This is a genomic window from Streptomyces sp. NPDC037301, assembly GCF_055602785.1.
Genome location: NZ_JBVJWD010000012.1, coordinates 144091 through 162242, shown reverse-complemented (window position 1 = coordinate 162242; position 18152 = coordinate 144091). Strand labels below are relative to the sequence as shown.

The following is an 18152-nucleotide window of genomic DNA, read 5'->3' as shown; positions in this document are numbered from 1 at the left end:
GCCGGGCAACGGCTCTAGTGATCGATCCGGGCGAACCTTCGCACCGCCAGCGGGAAGAACACCGCGACCAGCACCAACGGCCATGCCACCGCCAGCAGTTCGGCATGGTCGGACGCCCAGGTGCCGCCGGGCCCGCCCGGGTTGCCGAACAGGCCGCGCACCGCCGTGGCCGTGGCCGACATCGGGTTCCATTCGACGACCGCGCCCAGCCAGCCTGGCATCGACTCGGGGGTGGCGAAGACGTTGGAGAGGAAACCGACCGGCCAGACCAGGATCTGCACGGCCTGCACCAGCTCCGGCTTCCCGGCCACCAGCGCCAGCTGGATGCCGATCCACAGCATCGCGAAGCGCAGCAGCAGAAGCAGCCCCAGCGCCCCCAGCGCCGCGGCCGGCCCGTGGTGCCAGCGCCAGCCGACCGCGTACCCGACGCCGGTCATCACGGCGAGCGCGGCGGCCGACTGGAGCATGTCCGCGACGCTGCGGCCGACCAGCACCGAACCGGAGACCATCGGCATGGCACGGAACCGGTCGATGACGCCCTTGTTGAGGTCCTGGGTGACCGCGAGCATGGTCGACTCCAGGCCGAAGGCCATGGTGAGCGCGAGCATGCCGGGCACCAGGAACTCGGTGTTGTCACCGTCGACGCCCTGCCCGCCGCCGACCAGGTAGTTGAACATCAGCAGCAGCATCACGGGAAAGACCAGGCCGACGACGATCCGCACCGGCTGCCGTGCCCAGTGCGCCAGTTCACGTCGCGTCATCGTCCAGGAATCGGACACCGCCCAGCTCATCGCGCTCACGCCGCCACCTCCGCGTGCTCCGGCCTCCGGTCGGTCAGCGAGAGGAAGACCTCGTCCAGCGTCGGGCGCCGCACCGCGATGTCCTCCGCCTCGATGCCCGCCTCCTCCAGCGCCCGCACGGTCCGGGTCAGGGTCGCCATCCGGTCCGGCGCCGGCGCCCCGATCAGCCGCCGGTCCGCGTCGACGACCGCGCCGTCACCCAACAGCAGGGCGGCTGCCGCCAGTTGTGAACCGTCCCGGACCACGACATCGATGCGGTCCCCGGCCACCATCGCCTTCAGCTCGTCGGCCGTCCCCTCGGCGGCCACCCGTCCGGCGTCGATCACCGAGATCCGGTCCGCCAACTGATCGGCCTCCTCCAGATACTGCGTGGTCAGCAGTACGGTCGTGCCGCCGCCCACCAGTGAGCGCACCGCCGACCACACCTCGGCCCGGCCGCGCGGGTCGAGTCCGGTGGTCGGCTCGTCCAGGAAGAGCACCTCCGGGTCGGCGATCAGCGAGGCGGCAAGATCGAGCCGTCGCCGCATGCCGCCGCTGTACTCCTTGACCGGCCCCCGGCCGGTGTCCGCGAGCCCGAAGCGGGTCAGCAGTTCGTCCGCCCGCGCACCCGCTCTGCGTGCGCCCAGGTGGTACAGACGGCCGAACATCTCCAGGTTCTGCCTGCCGCCGAGCTCCTCATCGACCGCCGCATACTGCCCGAGCAGCCCGATACGGCGACGGACCTCGCCCGCCCGGTCCCGTACGTCGAACCCCGCCACCTCGACCCGCCCCTCGTCGTGCCGCAGCAGCGTCGACAGGATGCGTACGGCCGTGGTCTTGCCTGCGCCGTTGGGGCCGAGCACGGCATGAACGGTGGAGCGGCGGACCGTGAGGTCCAGGCCGTCCAGGGCGCGCTTCTCCCCGTATCGCTTGTGCACACCTTCGACAACGATCGCGTCGGTCAAAATCGCCACACCCTCCCGTAGTCAAACTTGACTAGCGGGTCGAAGGTAACCGCACCGACCCCATTCGTCAAACTTGATTACTCGTCGTCGCCGGGATCGCGGAGACCCGTCGCGTACGGGTTCTCCTGCCCCTCGGCGAGCACGCCGACGAAGGGTTCACCCTCCCCCGCGAAGGTATACGCCCCGCCCTCGATGCGGGCGATCAGCCCGCGCGTCCACTCGGCCCCGGCATCCGCCGAGTGGACCCACATGTTCATGATTTCGCCGATGTGACCGATCGACTCGGGCCCGGCCTCCGGCGTGTAGTACTCGGTGACCGAGGCCCGCCAGGCCGCGAGGCCGGCCACCCGCTCCTTGAGCAGCGCGATCACCTCGGACCGCTCCAGGTCGACGATGCCGCCGAGGCCCGCCGACAGCACGTCCAGCTTCTGGTCGTACGAGGTCAGCGCCGCGCGCAGGAGCGTGAGGTACTCCTCATTGCCCCGCTCGGTGATCTCGTACTCGGTACGGGGCGGGCCGCCCGCCGTACTCGGAGCGGTCTCATGGGCGACCAGCAGCCCCTGCTTCGCCAACTGCTTCAGTGCGTGGTACACCGACCCGGGTTTGGCGTTGGACCACTCGTGAGCGCCCCAGTACTCCAGGTCGTTGCGGACCTGATAGCCGTGCGCCCGGCCGTGTTGACGCACGGCACAGAGGACCAGCAGCCGGATCGCGGACATGTCACGCACCCTTTCTATTCAACTTTGATTAGAATATCCCCCCGCCTCCGCGACCAGCTCGAACGCGGTTCGGCCGTCCAGGGACTCCCGGATGATGTCGGCGTGCCCGGCGTGCCGGGCGATCTCCTCGACGAGATGGACCAGCAGCCAGCGCATCGAGCAGTTCTCGTCCTTCGGGAACCAGGGCGCCTCGGGCAGCGGGAACGTGTCGTTCATGCTCTCCACCGAGTGGATGAACTCCTCGGTCTCCGCCGCGACCTTCGCCCAGAACTCCAGCATCTGCGGGACGGTCTCGTCACCGACAAGACGGAAGCTCTCCGCCCAGGTCTCCTCGGTGCGGGCCTTCTCATTGGGGCGCTGCTGGGCGAGGCACAGCCAGTTCAGCTCGGTCTCGGCGACATGCTTGAGCAGCCCGGAGAGGGAGAGTTCACTGGCGCTGGGCCGGCTCGCCGCCTGCTCCTCCGTCAGGCCGATGAGCGAGCGCCGGATCGCGCCGCGCTGCGCCTCGACGAAGGAGAGGAGCGCGCCGCGCTCGTCGCCGACGGCTTCTGCGGGAACGTGAGTGACCATGATGTCCGCCTTGGGGAACTGTGCTGGTTTCTTCCTGACACCGACCAAGCTACGGACCCTTGCGGTCAGCTTCTGTCCTCAGCCCATCGGCGTCAGAAGGGGAATGCGGTCCGGCCATGTTGAATGGACATCCACTTCTGGGTGGTGAAGGCGTCCACGGTCGCCTCGCCGTTCAGCCGGCCGGTCCCGGAGGACTTCTCGCCCCCGAAGGCCACCAGCGGATCGTCCTGGACGGTGGAGTCGTTGACGTGGAACATCCCGCTGACGACGCGCTGCGCGAACCGCACCCCGCGTTCGGTGCTGCGGCTGTGCACAGCGCCGCCGAGTCCGTACGGGGTGTCGTTGGCGATCCGTACGGCATCGTCCTCGCCGTCGAACGTCACCAGCAGCGCCACCGGGCCGAATATCTCCTGGGACAGCAGCGAGGAGTCCTCCGGGAGCCCGGTGAGCACCGTCGGTTCGACGAGGTTGCCGCGGGTCCGGCCCCGTACGAGCGCGGTGGCCCCCTCGGCGAGTGCCTGGTCGACCAGGGCGGTCAGGGCGTCGGCCTGGAAGGTGTTGATGACCGGCCCGATCTGGGTCTCCGGGTCGCGCGGGTCGCCGGTCCGCAGCGCGGCCACCCTGGCGGTGAACTTCTCGGTGAACTCCCGCTCGACGCGGCGGTCCACCAGGATGCGGTTGGCGGCCATGCAGACCTGCCCCTGGTACACGAAGCGGCTGAAGACGGCCGCGTCGACGGCGTAGTCGACGTCGGCGTCGTCCAGCACCACCAGGGCGCTGTTGCCACTGAGTTCGAGGATCGTCCGCTTGAAGTGTCCGGCCGCGATCGCGCCGACGTGGCGGCCGACCCGGTCCGTGCCCGCGAAGGAGATCACCTTGGGCACGGGGTGCTCGATGAACGCGTCCCCTATCTCGGCGACATCGGTGATCAGGATGTTGAGCAGTCCGGCGGGCAGCCCGGCGTCCTCGAAGATCTTGGCGATCAGCCCGCCGCCGACGACCGGGGCATTCTGGTTGGGCTTGATGACGACCGCGTTGCCGAGCGCGAGGGCCGGTGCGACGGACTTCATCGTCACCAGGAAAGGGAAGTTGAAGGGGCTGATCACCCCTATGACGCCGACGGGCTGCCGGAAGAGACGGTTCTCCTTGCCGTCCACCGGGGAGGGCAGGATGCGGCCCCGGGGGCGCAGCGCCTGCTGGATCGCGTCGCGCAGGAACTCCTTGGCGACGCGCACCTCGTACTCCGCCTTGAGACGGGTGCCGCCCAGCTCGTCGACGATCGCCTCGACGACGTCGTCGTGCAGCTCCTCGGTGATGCGCAGGGCGCGTTCCAGGACACTGCTGCGCTCGTACGGGCCGGTGGTGGCCCAGGACCGCTGAGCGCGCTCGGCGGCGCGGTAGGCCAGGTCGACCTCCTGCGCGGTCGCGATGGTGATCGCGGCGAGTTTCTCCCCGCTGTAGGGATTGAAATCGATGATGTCCCACGAGCCGGTGCCGGTCCGCCACTCACCGTCGATGTACTGGTCGGCCAGCTCGTAGAAGAAGGACATGCGATCCCTTAACTCAGGTGCAGACTCCCGTCGAACCGTCATCGTACTGATGAATCAGATGAGTTGGAGGAGACCACGGAGCAGATCGCGGCTCTCCTCGGGGCCGGGGCTGTCCTCGTGCAGCCGCACCATGGCCTTCTCGTACTGAGCGACTTCTTCGGCCTTGTCCAGATAGAGCGCACTTGTCAGCTGCTCCAAATAGACAATGTCCGACAGATCGGATTCCGGGAATCGGAGCATCGTAAAAGAACCACCCTCCCCCGCATGCCCGCCAAAACTGAAGGGCATCACTTGAAGAGTGATGTTGGGCTGTTCCGACATTTCGATCAGATGCCGCAATTGTCCGCGCATCACTTCACGGTCGCCGTACGGCCGGCGCAGCGCCGCCTCGTCCAGCACGGCGTGGAAACGGGGCGCACGTTCGGAGACGAGGGCCTTCTGGCGCTCCAGCCGCAACGCAACCCGGCGGTCGATCTCGACGGCCGGGGCGTCGCCCATGCCCCGGGTGACGACCGCGTGCGCGTAGGACTCGGTCTGCAACAGGCCATGGACGAACTGGACTTCGTACACCCGGATGAGCGATGCCGCTCCCTCCAGACCGATGTACGTCTGGAACCACCCGGGCAGTACATCTCCGTAACTGTGCCACCAGCCCGCCACATTGGCCTCGCGGGCCAGGCCGAGCAGGGCGTCGCGCTCCGCCTCGTCCGTGACGCCGTAGAGCGTGAGCAGGTCCTCGACATCCCTGGCCTTGAAGCTCACCCGTCCCAACTCCATGCGGCTGATCTTCGATTCGGAAGCCCGGATGGAGTAGCCGGCCGCCTCGCGGGTGATCCCGCGCGAGTCGCGCAGCCGCCTGAGCTGCGAGCCCAGCAGGATGCGCCGCACCACAGATCCACTCGACTCGCCTGCCGCCACTGGTCCGGTCCTCCCCATCGCTTCCTGGACACCGGGGCTCCCCCTGAACCCCAAGTGCCGGATTCTGCCATCAAAACGCTTCAGCCCGTACTCATTCGATTACGGAAATGAGAAGGCTCCCAGAAAGCTACGAAAATACACGCAGGAAGAAATGACCAAGAACCGGCACGGGTTCGGACAGGTCAGGCGCGTGCACGTGCATCTGCCCTTGCATCTGCCCTGCGCATTCGGAACCATGGTCCTCGCGCACCTGCGTGCTCGTTCGTGTTGTGCCGCTGTACCCCGCAGTACCGATACAGCCGCGAATCCCGGGAGTGCCTCGCATGGGGACGAATGGATCGACGATGCTCGAGCCGTTACGGCAGGGGCTTCCCCCCATCGATCCCTCAGCAGTCTCCGGATCGGCTACCTGCACCCTGCCCGCCTGCTACGAAGCCGTAGGCGGGGCACGGCAGTTCACCAGGACGACGCTGAACGACTGGGGGCTGGAAGAGCGCTTCGACGACGTCGCACTGGTCGTCTCCGAACTCGTGACCAACGCTCTGCGGCACGCCCTGCCTGCGGACACCGCACCGGAGCCTCAGGAACCTCCCGTACGGCTGCACTTGATGCGCTGGAGCTCGCGCCTGGTGTGCGCCGTGCGCGACCCCAGTCAGGAGAGCCCCGTAGCCTCCGAGGCTCCCGACTCGGCGGAGTCGGGCCGCGGCCTCTTCCTGGTGGAGTCCTTCAGCGACTCCTGGGGCTGGCACCCCTCCCCCACTCCGGGAGGGGACAACCCGAACACCGCGGCGACACCGCGCGGCAAGGTGGTCTGGGCACTGTTCCGGCTGTCCGACGACGTGTGACCCGCGCAGCGGCCGCGCGGGCCGCCGGGCGGGTGGCCGGACACCGCCCCGCTGGACGCGGTCAGCCGCCCGCTATGAGGTGGTCGAACTCCCCGTCCTTCACCCCGAGCAGCAGCGCCTCTATCTCGGCCGGCGTATAGACCAGGGCCGGCCCGTCGGGGTGGCGTGAATTCCGCATCGCCACATCCCCGCCGGGCAGTTTCGCGAACTCCACGCAGGATCCCTGGGAGTTGCTGTGTCTGCTCTTCTGCCAGACGACTCCGCGAAGCTCTGTGGCCGCCATGCCGTTGTACACGTGGTGCACAGGACGCTCCCCGAGTTGCAAGGTGCAAATGTCAACTGTCTCGGATCATAGCTCTGTTCAAATATCCCTGCATGAGCAGATGCATGAGCGGATGCACGTGCACGCGGGGTGTTCCCGCGATTACAGCTTTGGACGCAGAGATAGACGTACGGGAGGCCTGTTTGGCTCCGCCTACCCCGAGTTGGGCAGCCCATCCCGGTGGCACGCGCTGGTAGCTTGGCGCGGTCTTTTGTCAACAAGGGGGAATTCCACATGCGCAAAGTCGTACGTACCGGTGCCGTAATCATCGCCGGACTCGTCACCGCCGCAGCACTGACCGGCTGCAGCAGCGACGGCGAGAAGAGCGACCCGGACGGCAGCTCCGACGCCGCGAAGTCCGGTCAGGCTCCCGGCGACAGGGGCAGCGACTCCGGGGCCGACGCCGCAGCACTGGAGGGCGGCTGGGCCGGGAAGACCGACGGCAAGGCCGTGGTCCTGTCCGTCGCGTCCGGGAAGGCCGTGCTCGTCACCGAGCAGCGCGCCTGCACGGGCACCGTGAAGGACATGGGGAAGGTGATGCTGGCGTTGAAGTGCGCCGACGGCGACACCGACCGCACCATGGGGTCCATCGTGTCCAACGACGGCAAGACCGTCGTCGTGTCCTGGGACGGCGGGACGAAGGACACCCTGGCCAAGACCGAACCGGGCGCGATCCCGTCGGGTCTGCCGGACCTGCCGACACCCTGACGGCCGGCCGCTCCGTCTCCTCAACCGGCTTTGTCCGAGGGAGGGTTCTGCTTCGACGTCCCGTCCAGCCCCCGGGAGAACTCCTCCAGAGCTTCGAGGAGGAGGCCGGCCCCGTTCCGTACGAACGGGTCCGCCTCCTCTTCGCCCGACCGCTGCTGCGCGTCCCACCGCGCCAGCGCCTCGCGCACCTCCGCCCAGTCCGGTACGCGCCGCTCCCGTACCTCCTTCGCCCCCTGTTCGGTGGCCCGGCGCAGCGCTTGTGCCAGGCGCGCGGCGGCCGGTACGGGGGTGGCGCTGCCGCACGGGAGGTGGGCCTCCAGCAGCATCGCGACCCGGCCGAACTGGGCGAGGGCGTGCTGGGTGTCATCGGCGGCCGCGCGGGAGAGGCCGCGGTTGCGCACCGGTTCGTGCTGGGCGGTGGCAAGCGCCTCCTGCCAGGCGACGCGGGCCTCGCGGGTGTCGAGCAGGGCGGAACGGACGTCGTCCTGGCCGCGCTCGGCCGGTTCGGCGTACTGGTCGACGACCGCGGCCGCGTACCGCCCGTCCGCCTCCAGCCAGTCGCCGAGCCTGCCGCGAAGCCTCGGGGTCTCCCACGCCGGGTAGGCGGCGTACGAGATCATCGCGAGGAGGCCGCCGATGAGGGTGAGGACGACCCGTTCGTGTACGGTCTGCGACCAGTTGTCGCCCGCCATGCCGAGCAGGAAGACGACGTACGCGGAGAGGCACGCCTGGCCGACCACGTACCCGGTGCGCATCAGCAGATACATCAGCAGGGCGCAGAGCACGGCGAGCATCGCGGACCAGGTCACACCCGGGTCGGTGGTCCGGCCGATCGCGGTGGCGAGCGAGACGCCGACGATCGTGCCGCCGAAGCGGGCCACGGAACGCCCGTACGTCTGGGAGAACTCCGGCCGCATCACCATGACGGCCGCCATGGGTGCCCAGTAGCCGTGGCCGAACGGCAGCGCGGCACCGATGAGATAGCCGACGGCGACGACGACGGAGACCCTCACGGCGTGCCGCAGGATCGGTGAACCGGGGCGCAGTTCGGCGCGCACCGCCCTCCCGACGACGGGGACCAGCCGCAGGAGGGTGGGGCGGCGGCGGTGCGGAGCGCCGGGGGTCCCGTCCCCGGTGGCCCTGATGGTCTCGACGGCCTCCTCGGCCTCGGCCTGTTCCTCCTTCGTCCCCTCGCCCTCGGCCGTCTCGATGACATCGCAGAGCAGCGCGCCGAGCCGGGCGGCGGCGCGGCGGGACGGGCCGGTGAGGAGAGTGCCGGTGTCGGGGGTCTTCAGCGCGGCGACGGCGGACGGGGAGAGCTTCACCGGGTCGCCGTCGCGGATCGCCCGGGCCGCCGAGTCGAGCACGGATCCGGCGGCCGCGAGGAGTTCGCGGACCCGGTCCCGCTCCGGCCCCTCGGACGGGACGCCCATCGCCGGGTCCGCGAGCGAGGCGAGCACCGGTCTGATCCGTTCGGCAACACCGCGGGAGCCACGCAGCTCGGGCGGCCGGTGGCGGGCCTGACGCGGGGTGACCGCGGCTGCGCTGCGGGCCGTCATCAGCGGCACCGGATCGAAGGCGGCGAGCGGGTCATGGCACAGTCGGCGGGCGTAGTCGGCCTCGGCGGCCAGGGCGTCGGCGAGGGCATCGCGCTGTGCGCCCCATCTCCGTACCGGGAACAGGACGATCAGCGCCGCCTGCACCACACCGCCGAACAGGATCATCACGACATGCACGGCCGAGTTCGCGACGGAGGTGGGCAGAGTGACCGTCACCAGCATGATCGCCACGTTGGACGACGCGATGAGGCCGCCCGTCGGCCCCGCCGCCCAGGCCAGGCCCGCGAGGAACGTCCAGAGCACCAGAAGGGCCACGAACAGCGGCATTCGGGGGCCGGCGAGATAGCCGAGGAATGTCGATACGGCGAGGCTCGCCCCGGAGACCAGGGCGAGGACGGGCCGGGGACGCCAGCTGCGCTGGAACGTGGCGATGGCCGCCTGGAACGCACCGAACGCGGAGCTCGCGGCGACCACCGGCCCGAAGAGCGCGAGGCCGACCCCGATGACGAGGGCGAGACCGGCCGCACCGCGGATCGCGATGAGCGGTTGGAGACGCCGCCGCTCGATCGTCAGCCCCGAGCGGGCGGTCTCCTTCAGCGCCCGCAGCCAGCTCATGCCCAGAGCCTAGCCGGAATCACCGATAAGCCCGAGTTGCCGTAATTGAGAAGACATCTGAGGTTTCTTACCGGTTCCCGCGCCTGCCATGGATCTCCGGCCAGGTCCCGCTCATCCTCGCCCGGTCGGCGGCAGCCGTTCCATGGGTCCATCCGTCGAGGTCCGTGGCGCCCCGGACACGCGTGGTCGTGGTCTCGGGGAACATCCGCTCGGCGGTGTCCGTGACGGCCATGTCGCGGGCGGCGAGGACCGGGAGCAGATGGGGTGCCGCCACCCCTGCGGCTTCGGATCCGGTCTCGGCTTCGGCGGCCGCTGTGACGCGGGCGGTGTCGGCGGCGAGCCGGCTGCCCAGGCGCTGGGCGTATGCCATCAGGAAGGACTGCCGGAACGTCTTGGTCCGCTTGCGTCCGCCGGCCCGCTGGCCCGCCTCCGCCTTCGTCATCGCCACCGTGCCCTGGACCAGCAGGGAGGTGTACAGCAGCTCCACGGCCTCCAGGTCCGGCTCGAAGCCGACCACCGTGGAGAAGCCGAGGTCACTGTTCCACACCGCACGGCAGCGGTTCGCGGAGGCGACCGCGTCGAGCAGGATCGCCTTCGCCGTCTCGTACGGGGCATCGACCCCGATCCGGCACGCTCCCGGCGCCTCCTTGCTGTGGGTACGGGCGGCGAGCAGGGCCTCGTCGATGGAGTGCCGGGCCATCAGCTCCTGTGCCTTGGTGGTGAGGGCCTCCGCCTCCTCGGGGAAGCCGGTCGCCTCCGCCTTGGCGAGCAGGGCACGGATCCGGGTCAGCATCCGGGGTTCGTCGTGTGCGGGCGGCAGGTGGAGACCGTGCGGGGAAGTGCCGGGCGGCGGACCGACCGGTTCGATGGCGGGGAGCCTGAGCAGCAGCCGGTAAAGGCTGAGGAGCGCGGAGGCGTAGGAGAACCGGTCGGGCCGGTTCCGGGGCGGCACGGCGGGGAGCCCGTCGAGCTGGGACCGCCAGCGGGGCGGCAGCTGCTCGTACCGTCCGGTCTCCGATGCGATCAGCCCGGCGGCGAGACCGACCGCGGTCTCGTCGAGTTCGCGGCGGACGACGCGTACGACATCGGCGGGCTGCCAGCCGCGCTCCCAGGCACGGCGGACGAACTCCTCGCCGCGCCGGAACAGTTCCGTGTCGGCCGTCGGATCGGCGGCCAGGAGGGAGGCTCCGGTGTCGAGACCGGCGTCGCCCTCGGAGTAGAGGGCTGCCGCGAACGCCTGGTCGATCACCGGTTCCATGAGGCCAGGGTAGGCAGGGCGATGCGGCCGGGTATGCCTGGCCCTACCCCGAGGACGGGCTCTGGTGGTCGTGATCGCGGAGTGCGGAAACGGTTCGATCGAGGACATGACTTCCCCGCATGCATCCGCTGCGTCCGCGAGTGCCGCCGATGCCGTACGACTCCGCTCCGTACGCCGTACCTATGGTGAGGTCGACGCCCTCGACGGCATCGACCTCACCGTCCGCCCCGGCACCTTCACCGCCGTCATGGGCCCGTCCGGCTCCGGCAAGTCCACGCTGCTGCACTGCGCGGCCGGGCTGGACCGGCCGACGTCCGGCACCGTCGAGGTGGGCGGGGTGGAGCTGACCGGGCTGAGCGAGCGCCGGCTGACACTGCTGCGCCGGGACCGGATCGGCTTCGTCTTCCAGGAGTTCAACCTGGTCCCTTCGCTGACCGCAGCACAGAATGTCGCGCTGCCGCTGCGGCTCGCGGGCCGCCGCCCGTCCCGTACCGAGGTGCGTGAATCCCTGGCCCGGGTCGGTCTCGCCGACCGGGCTGGGCACCGGCCGGCCGAAATGTCCGGCGGGCAGCAGCAGCGGGTGGCCCTGGCGCGGGCCCTGATCACCCGGCCCGCGGTGCTCTTCGGCGACGAGCCGACCGGTGCACTGGACACCGCGACGAGCCAGGAGGTGCTGGTGATGCTGCGGGAGCTGGTGGACCGGGAGGGGCAGACGATCGTGATGGTCACCCATGATCCGATGGCCGCGGCCTGTGCGGACCGGGTGGTATTCCTGGTCGACGGGCGGGTGGCGGACGATCTGACCGGCCTGCCGGCCGAGCGGATCGCGGCCTGGATGGCGGCGGGACGTACCGCGGCACGCCGCACGACGGCCGCCGTAGCAGGAGTCGCGGGCCGTGCGGGGGTGGCATCGTGCTGACCGTCGCGGGCCGTGCGGGGGTGGCATCGTGCTGACCGTCGCCCTGGCCACCCTGCGTACCCGCTGGACCACGCTTATCGGCACCTTCGTCGCGCTCGCGCTGGGCGTGGGGCTGATCGCGGCCATGGGCCTCGGCCTCGCCTCGACCTTCGACGCCCCGGACCGGGCGCCGGAGCGGTTCCCCGGATCGCCGGTGGTGGTGATGGGCGACGACACCTTGACCGCTGAGGTGCGGCGCGGGCCGTCCACAACGGAGGTCAGCCGCAGGCTCACTCATCCACACCCTGTGGATATCGCACTCCTGCGCGACCTCCGGGCGCTCGGCCAGGTGACCCGGGACGACGGAAACGGAGCGCACCGCAGCCCGGACGCCGTAGGCGTGGACGCGCCCGTCGCCGAGGTGCGCCGCGTCGTCGGCGACCGCGCCCTGGTCCTCACCGGCGACGGCCGCCGCCGCGCCGACCCGGCCACGGAGCGGGACGCCGAGGGGCCGCTGACCGTGAACGCCCTGCTCGGCACGGCGGGCGGCGTCACCGCCTTCGTCTCGGTCTTCGTCGTCGCATCGACGTTCGCCTTCGCGGTGGCGCTGCGCCGGCGCGAGTTCGGGCTGCTGCGTACGGCCGGCGCCACGCCGGGCCGGCTGCGACGGCTGCTGCTGACGGAGGCGGCCGTGGTCGGCACGCTCGCCTCGGCTGCCGGGTGCGCTGGGCCGCTGGGCCGCGCCGCTGTCGGCAGGGCTGCTGGCCGACGAAGGGATGGCGCCGTCCTGGTTCACCATCCGCCCGGTTGCCTGGCCGCTGCACGCCGCCTTCTGGACCGGCCTGGCCGCGGCGTTCACGGGGGTCTGGGTGGCCTCGCGGCGGGCGGGCAGAACCGGCCCGGCCGAGGCGCTGCGCGAGGCCGATGCCGATACGGGCGTGCTGCCGCCGGCCCGTCGTCTGCTGGGCTTCGCCCTGCTCGCGGGAGCCGTGTTCCTCATGGCGAACTCCCTCGCCACGGACCCGTCCGCGCTGCTGAAACGGAAGACGTACACCACTCAGCCGATGGTCCTGATCGCGGCCGCCGCCCTGCTCGCGCCGCTGCTGGTACGCCCATTGGCCCGGCTGATCCGGCTGCCCGGGGCGACCGGAATGCTCGTGACCGCGAACACGTCGGCTTCGCTGCGGCGTACGGCGGCAGTGGCCGCTCCGGTGCTGATCACCGTGGCGCTGGCGGGTTCGGTGGCCGGCTCCGCGATGACGGTGTCGGCGGTGAAGGCGGCCGAGGCGCGCGAGCACACCCGGGCCGATCTGGTCGTGACGGGCGAGGAGTTGACGGTACGGCCGGTGCGCGGCGCAACGCTGTCCGCGTCCGCCTCGACAGCCGTCTACGTACGCGAGGAGGGCACCGCTCTGATCACTTCCGAGGCGCGGGCGGTGGACGACCCGAAGGCCCTCGCAACGGTCGAGCGGCTGCCGGTGGCGGCGGGCGACATCCGGGATCTGGACGACCGCTCGATCGTGGTGAACGAGGAGTGGGAACAGCACACGGTGGGCTCGACGGTACGGGTGTGGCTCGGCGACGGGCGGCCGGTCGCACTGCGGATCGCGGCGGTGCTGGCGCGCGGGACGGGGAACAACGGGGCCCATGTCACGAGGGCGAACGCACCGGCGGCTCCGGTGGACCGGATCGACGTACGCCTCTCGCCGGACGCGAAGCGGGCCGCTGTCGCAGCACAGTTGCGCGACACCGGCGGCGAGGTGCGGTCCACGGAGCAGTGGCTGGCCGCGACACACCCGCGTACGAGTCCGCAGACCCGGCTCGGCCTGATCGTGATCCTGGGGATCGCGCCGGTGTACACGGCGATCGCCCTCGCCAACACGATGCTGATGGCGGGGTCCGTACGGTCCTCGGAGCTGAACGCGCTCCGGCTGGCCGGGGCCGCCCGGCCGCGGGTCCTCGCGGTGGTTACCGGGGAGGCCCTGTTCGCGGTCGGGCTCGGGACGCTGCTCGGACTGGCCGTGACCGCGGTCAACCTGGCGGGCCTCGCCGCCGCGCTGGCCTCGCTGTCCGCACCGGTGGAGATGTCGGTGCAGTGGCCGCTGACGGTCGGGGCGGCCGGGGTGTGCGCGGTGGTCGCGGTCGGAGCAGCGCTGTTGCCGAGAGCGGTGCGGCGCCGCTCGATGCCGGTGCACCGACGGTCCGGATGGGCCGTACGGAACCGGGCCGGACAGTGCGCTTAGTCCATCCAGCCCCACCCGCTGACGATGTATCCGCTTTTATCCTTTCATCCATGTTTCGCGTGGTTTCATCTCGCCATGGAGGCGAACAAGTGATGACTGGGGACCGACAGCAGGACACGAATACACGGGCGATCACGTCGCGGCGACGCGTACTGGCCGCAGCCGCACTCGCACCGATGCTGACCGCCGCAGGGCCGGCCGCCGCTCGCGCCCTGCCCAACGGGATGACCGGGCCGGGGCACGGCAGGCGGGTCAGGCCGGTGCCGACCGTCCTGGCGGACTGGGCGGGCGTGGCGAGAGCGCTGGGCCGCACCGGCAACATGCTGCGCGGAACGACCTACCACACGGGCTTCCCCCGGCGGGACCTTCACGTGGTCTCGGACGGCGTGGTCGTCACACCCGGGCTCGCGCTGGGCACGCATGTGGCCTTCGTCCGTTACGCCGACGGCAGCACGATGCTGATGGGCGACGTGGTGGTCACCGAGGACGAACTGCAATGGGTGACCGATGCCTGGCAGGCGCACGGAATCGAGCAGACCGCGCTCCACAAGCACCTGCTCGCCCAGACCCCCGACATCTGGTGGACCCACGTCCACGCACACGGTCACGACGCGGTTGCCCTGGCCCGCGGTCTGCGCGCCGGATTCGACCGCACCGGAACCCCGCCCGCCCTGCCGCCGGGACCGCCGAGCCCGGTCGATCTGGACATCGCCGGAATGGAGGCGGCACTGGGCGCCAAGGGTTCCATCGAGGACGGGCTCTACAAGAACATCTTCGTCCGCCGCGAGACCATCGCGGACGGCCATCTGATCCTGCCGCCCGGCCTGGGATCGACCAGCGCGTTCAACTTCCAGCCGCTGGGCGGCGGCCGGGCCGCGCTCAGCGGTGACTGCGTCATGCTCGCCGACGAGGTGCAGAACGTGCTGAAGGCACTGCGGCGCGGCGGGATCAAGCTCGTCGAGTTGCACAACCATCACCTGGCGGAGGACCCCCGCCTGTTCTTCACCCACTTCTGGGCCGTGGGCGACGGCGTCGAGCTCGCCCGGGCGGTGCGCCGCGCGGTGGACGCCACCAACGTCGTACCTTCCGGCTGAGACCGGCCGTTCACTCCGATCCCGGCGAACGCGCCGAACAGGCCGGATATGCCGGACAGGCCGGACAGGGTCGCTGGACCGATTGCGCCGGTGCAGCGACCTCGGCTGTCGAATCCGTTCTGCATATGGACCAATCGGCCCGGAGTGGCGCGTGCCTGTGCGGGTGACCGGGCACCCATGTCCCGTCCAGCCCGCAGATTCCTCGAACCACCCGTCAGATCCCCCCTCTGGAGCTCCGTATGGAACCAGTCGCCGGCGCACGGCACTGCCCGTTCGACTATGCCGAGGCCCTCGAATTCGACCCGGTGCTCAGGCACTTGATGACCGAAGAACCCGTCTCCCGCATCCGGCTGCCGCACGGCGACGGCGAGGCATGGCTCGTCACCGGCTACGACGACGTGCGCACGGTGACCACCGACCGGCGCTTCAGCCGGAGCGCCATCATCGGCCGGAACTTCCCGCGCATGACCCCTGAGCCGATCGTTCAAGACGAAGCGATCAATGTGATGGACCCGCCGGGCAGCAGCCGCCTGCGCAGCCTGATCTCCAAGGGCTTCGCGCCTCGCCACATGGAGCGCATGAAGGTGCGTACCCAGCATGTCGTGGACGAGCTGCTGGACCGGATGGAGGAGCACGGAGCCCCCGCCGATCTCTTCGCGCATCTGGCGGCCCCGCTGCCTCTGACCACCATCTGTGAGGTCCTCGACATTCCCGAGGCCGACCGCGCACAGCTGCGCGCCCACGCCCGGACCATGATGGACACCACCGTCGAGAACAAGGACGCCGCGGTACGCGCCAAGGCCGATCTCCGCGCCTACTTCCAGAAGTTGACGGCCGAGCGGCGCGCGAACCCGGGCGACGACCTGATCAGCGCACTGGCCACGGCTCGCGACGGGGACGAGATCCTCAACGAGCAGGAACTGACCGTGATGGCCATGGTGCTGCTCATCACGGGCCAGGACACCACCACGTACGAGATCGGGAACATCGCCTACACGCTGCTCACCAGGCCCGACGAGCTCGCGATGCTGCGCGGCCGCCCCGAGATGCTCCCGCAGGCCATGGAGGAGCTGCTGCGCTTCATCCCGTTCCGCAAGGGCGTCGGCATCCCCCGGGTCGCCCTGGAGGACGTGGAGCTGAGCGGGGTGCTGATCCGGGAGGGGGACATCGTGCACGTCTCCTATCTGACGGCCAACCGCGACCCCCGGAAGTTCGACCGGCCCGACGAGCTGGATCTGGAGCGCGAGAATCCGTCCCACATGACCTTCGGCTGGGGCGGCCATCACTGTCTGGGTGCCCCGCTCGCAGCGACGGAGCTCCAGGTCGCCATCGGAACCCTGCTGGAGCGCTTCCCCGCTCTGAAGCTGGCGACGCCCGCCGAGGAAGTGCGCTGGAACAAGACCTCGATCTGGCGCTATCCCCTCGAACTGCCTGTCACCTGGTGACAGGCAGAGGCCCGGCAACGCACCGGGCCTCTGTGCACGGACAGTGATGCTCATTGATGATGCGTCGCGCCAGGGCGCCCGGCAACCCGGAACAATCCCGGGGAGCCGGGCGCCTCGCTGTGTCCTGCTGCGCACCGGGCGCCTTGCTGTGCCCTGCTGCGTACCGGGCGTCTTGCCACGCCCTGCTGCGCACTGTGCGCCGGCTCGACATGCGGCCCCGATCCGCCTGCCGTAGCGTGATCCCGACGGCCACCCACCCAAGCCGTGGCGGATCAGTATCCGCCCACGAACGGCTAGAACTCAGTCTTCGACGGTCGGCCCGTCCGCGCCCGTATCAGGGGTACCGACCCCGGCGCAGGAATCCACCAAAGCTCTGATTCGCGCGGCACCGCGCGTGCGGAGCCGTGGTGGCCACTCCCGCGTCGGCGAACACCCCGCAACCGTTCCGGGCCCGGCGGTGTGGACCAAAAGTCCGCTAGGAGGAGTTCCATGGCGGTTCTCTGCAAGCCGGCAATCGAGGTTCCCGAGTATGTCATCACCAACGAGGAAACCCTTGAGCTGGCCCAACGGTTGCACGGCGACCATCCACAGATCGACCTGGTCCTTCGTCTGATCGAACATACCGGGGTACAGAAACGGCACCTGATCCAACCGATCGACAAGGTGCTGCAGCACCCGGGCTTCGACGCTCGCAGCATCACCTACGAGCAGCAGACCAAGGCCAGGGTGCCGGCGGTGGTACGCCGGGCACTCGATCAGGCCCAACTGGAGCCGCGGCAGATCGACTTGATCGTCTACGTCTCCTGCACCGGCTTCATGATGCCTCCGCCGACCGCGTGGCTCATCGGCAAGATGGGCTTCCGGCCGGAGACACGGCAGATGCCGATCGCCCAACTCGGCTGCGCCGCGGGCGGCGCAGCCGTCAACCGGGCCCACGACTTCTGCACGGCGTACCCCGACGCCAATGTGCTGATCGTCGCCTGCGAGTTCTGCTCGCTGTGCTACCAGCCCACCGATCTGGGTGTCGGATCCCTGCTGTCCAACGGCCTGTTCGGCGACGGCATAGCCGCCGTCGTGGTCCGCGGCAGTGGCGGCACCGGAGTCCGCCTGGAAAGAAACGGCTCGTACATCATCCCGGACACCGAGGACTGGATCTCCTACGCGGTCCGGTCCACCGGATTCCACTTCCAGCTCGACAAGCGTGTGCCAGGAACCATGGAGCCCCTTGCCCCGGCCCTGAACGCCGTCGCGGAGGAGCACCAGTGGAACGCCGGCAAGATGGACTTCTACATCATCCACGCGGGCGGCCCTCGCATCCTGGACGACCTGAGCCGCTTCCTCGACGTGCCGCCGGAAGCGTTCCGCTTCAGCCGCGCCACGCTCACCGAGTACGGCAACATAGCCAGCGCGGTGGTGCTGGACGCCCTTGGCCGCATGTTCGACGAGGCTTCGGCCCTTGACGGCCACCGCGGCCTGATGGCGGGCTTCGGCCCCGGCATCACCGCCGAGATCTCCCTGGGCACCTGGACGACGGACTCCGTTTAGGTTTCGGCCCGTCCGGGGCTTGTGGCCCCCGCCCCTCCACCAGCCCGTCCGGCGTTTGAGGACCGGGGTCCGGGGCAGAGCCCCGGTTTCGGGAAGGGGCGGGGGTGGGGTGAAATCCC

15 protein-coding genes and 1 pseudogene are annotated in these 18152 nt (G+C 70.0%); 7 read left to right on the top strand and 9 right to left on the bottom strand.

Annotated elements, in window-relative coordinates; translation table 11 throughout:
* Positions 1 to 14: 14 nt before the first annotated feature.
* The 6 genes from ACZ7IB_RS20920 to ACZ7IB_RS20895 form a co-directional block, all read right to left on the bottom strand.
* Positions 15 to 791 (bottom strand): ABC transporter permease, encoded by a 777-nt coding sequence (locus tag ACZ7IB_RS20920; RefSeq protein ID WP_470914506.1) that lies wholly within the window; start codon positions 789 to 791, stop codon positions 15 to 17.
* 5 nt (positions 792 to 796) lie between these two features.
* Positions 797 to 1744 (bottom strand): ATP-binding cassette domain-containing protein, encoded by a 948-nt coding sequence (locus tag ACZ7IB_RS20915; protein ID WP_470914504.1) that lies wholly within the window; start codon positions 1742 to 1744, stop codon positions 797 to 799.
* Positions 1745 to 1821: 77 nt separating this feature from the next.
* Positions 1822 to 2463, bottom strand: coding sequence for a PadR family transcriptional regulator (locus ACZ7IB_RS20910; RefSeq protein WP_470914366.1), 642 nt, complete (start codon positions 2461 to 2463; stop codon positions 1822 to 1824).
* Between the two features lie 18 nt (positions 2464 to 2481).
* Entirely contained in the window at positions 2482 to 3033 is a 552-nt protein-coding gene (locus ACZ7IB_RS20905; protein ID WP_470914364.1) for a DinB family protein, read from the bottom strand.
* 92 nt (positions 3034 to 3125) lie between these two features.
* Positions 3126 to 4583 carry an aldehyde dehydrogenase family protein gene (locus ACZ7IB_RS20900; protein WP_470914363.1) on the bottom strand — a complete coding sequence of 486 codons (1458 nt, stop codon included), beginning with the start codon at positions 4581 to 4583 and terminating at the stop codon, positions 3126 to 3128.
* Positions 4584 to 4637: 54 nt separating this feature from the next.
* Complete coding sequence (locus ACZ7IB_RS20895) at positions 4638 to 5519, bottom strand: helix-turn-helix domain-containing protein (protein ID WP_401999499.1); 882 nt, start codon at positions 5517 to 5519, stop codon at positions 4638 to 4640.
* Between the two features lie 326 nt (positions 5520 to 5845).
* Between ACZ7IB_RS20895 and ACZ7IB_RS20890 the strand changes: the two genes are divergently transcribed.
* Complete coding sequence (locus tag ACZ7IB_RS20890) at positions 5846 to 6346, top strand: ATP-binding protein (RefSeq protein WP_470914361.1); 501 nt, start codon at positions 5846 to 5848, stop codon at positions 6344 to 6346.
* Positions 6347 to 6407: 61 nt separating this feature from the next.
* On the opposite strand, the gene ACZ7IB_RS20885 is transcribed toward ACZ7IB_RS20890, so the two are convergent.
* The gene (locus ACZ7IB_RS20885) at positions 6408 to 6650 is read right to left on the bottom strand and encodes a DUF397 domain-containing protein (RefSeq protein WP_266746995.1); all 243 of its coding nucleotides are present in this window, start codon (positions 6648 to 6650) and stop codon (positions 6408 to 6410) included.
* A gap of 252 nt (positions 6651 to 6902) precedes the next feature.
* Between ACZ7IB_RS20885 and ACZ7IB_RS20880 the strand changes: the two genes are divergently transcribed.
* A complete protein-coding gene (locus tag ACZ7IB_RS20880; protein ID WP_470914359.1) occupies positions 6903 to 7376 on the top strand; it encodes a hypothetical protein in 474 nt (157 codons plus the stop codon).
* A 20-nt stretch (positions 7377 to 7396) separates the two neighbouring features.
* Here ACZ7IB_RS20880 and ACZ7IB_RS20875 read toward each other — a convergent pair whose 3' ends face one another.
* Both ACZ7IB_RS20875 and ACZ7IB_RS20870 read right to left on the bottom strand, forming a co-directional pair.
* On the bottom strand, positions 7397 to 9550 hold the full coding sequence (locus ACZ7IB_RS20875) for an FUSC family protein (protein ID WP_470914358.1): 2154 nt from the start codon (positions 9548 to 9550) through the stop codon (positions 7397 to 7399).
* A 67-nt stretch (positions 9551 to 9617) separates the two neighbouring features.
* Positions 9618 to 10808 (bottom strand): DUF2786 domain-containing protein, encoded by a 1191-nt coding sequence (locus tag ACZ7IB_RS20870; RefSeq protein WP_470914356.1) that lies wholly within the window; start codon positions 10806 to 10808, stop codon positions 9618 to 9620.
* Positions 10809 to 10914: 106 nt separating this feature from the next.
* Here ACZ7IB_RS20870 and ACZ7IB_RS20865 point away from each other — a divergent pair, with 106 nt between their 5' ends.
* From ACZ7IB_RS20865 to ACZ7IB_RS20845, 5 genes and pseudogenes are all read left to right on the top strand, one after another.
* A complete protein-coding gene (locus ACZ7IB_RS20865) occupies positions 10915 to 11727 on the top strand; it encodes an ABC transporter ATP-binding protein (protein ID WP_470914355.1) in 813 nt (270 codons plus the stop codon).
* Between the two features lie 28 nt (positions 11728 to 11755).
* Positions 11756 to 13949 (top strand): annotated as a pseudogene (locus ACZ7IB_RS20860) (ABC transporter permease).
* A gap of 92 nt (positions 13950 to 14041) precedes the next feature.
* Positions 14042 to 15043, top strand: coding sequence for a DUF1259 domain-containing protein (locus tag ACZ7IB_RS20855; protein WP_470914353.1), 1002 nt, complete (start codon positions 14042 to 14044; stop codon positions 15041 to 15043).
* A gap of 239 nt (positions 15044 to 15282) precedes the next feature.
* The gene (locus ACZ7IB_RS20850) at positions 15283 to 16488 is read left to right on the top strand and encodes a cytochrome P450 (protein ID WP_470914351.1); all 1206 of its coding nucleotides are present in this window, start codon (positions 15283 to 15285) and stop codon (positions 16486 to 16488) included.
* Positions 16489 to 16977: 489 nt separating this feature from the next.
* Complete coding sequence (locus ACZ7IB_RS20845; protein ID WP_470914348.1) at positions 16978 to 18033, top strand: type III polyketide synthase; 1056 nt, start codon at positions 16978 to 16980, stop codon at positions 18031 to 18033.
* Positions 18034 to 18152 lie beyond the last annotated feature (119 nt).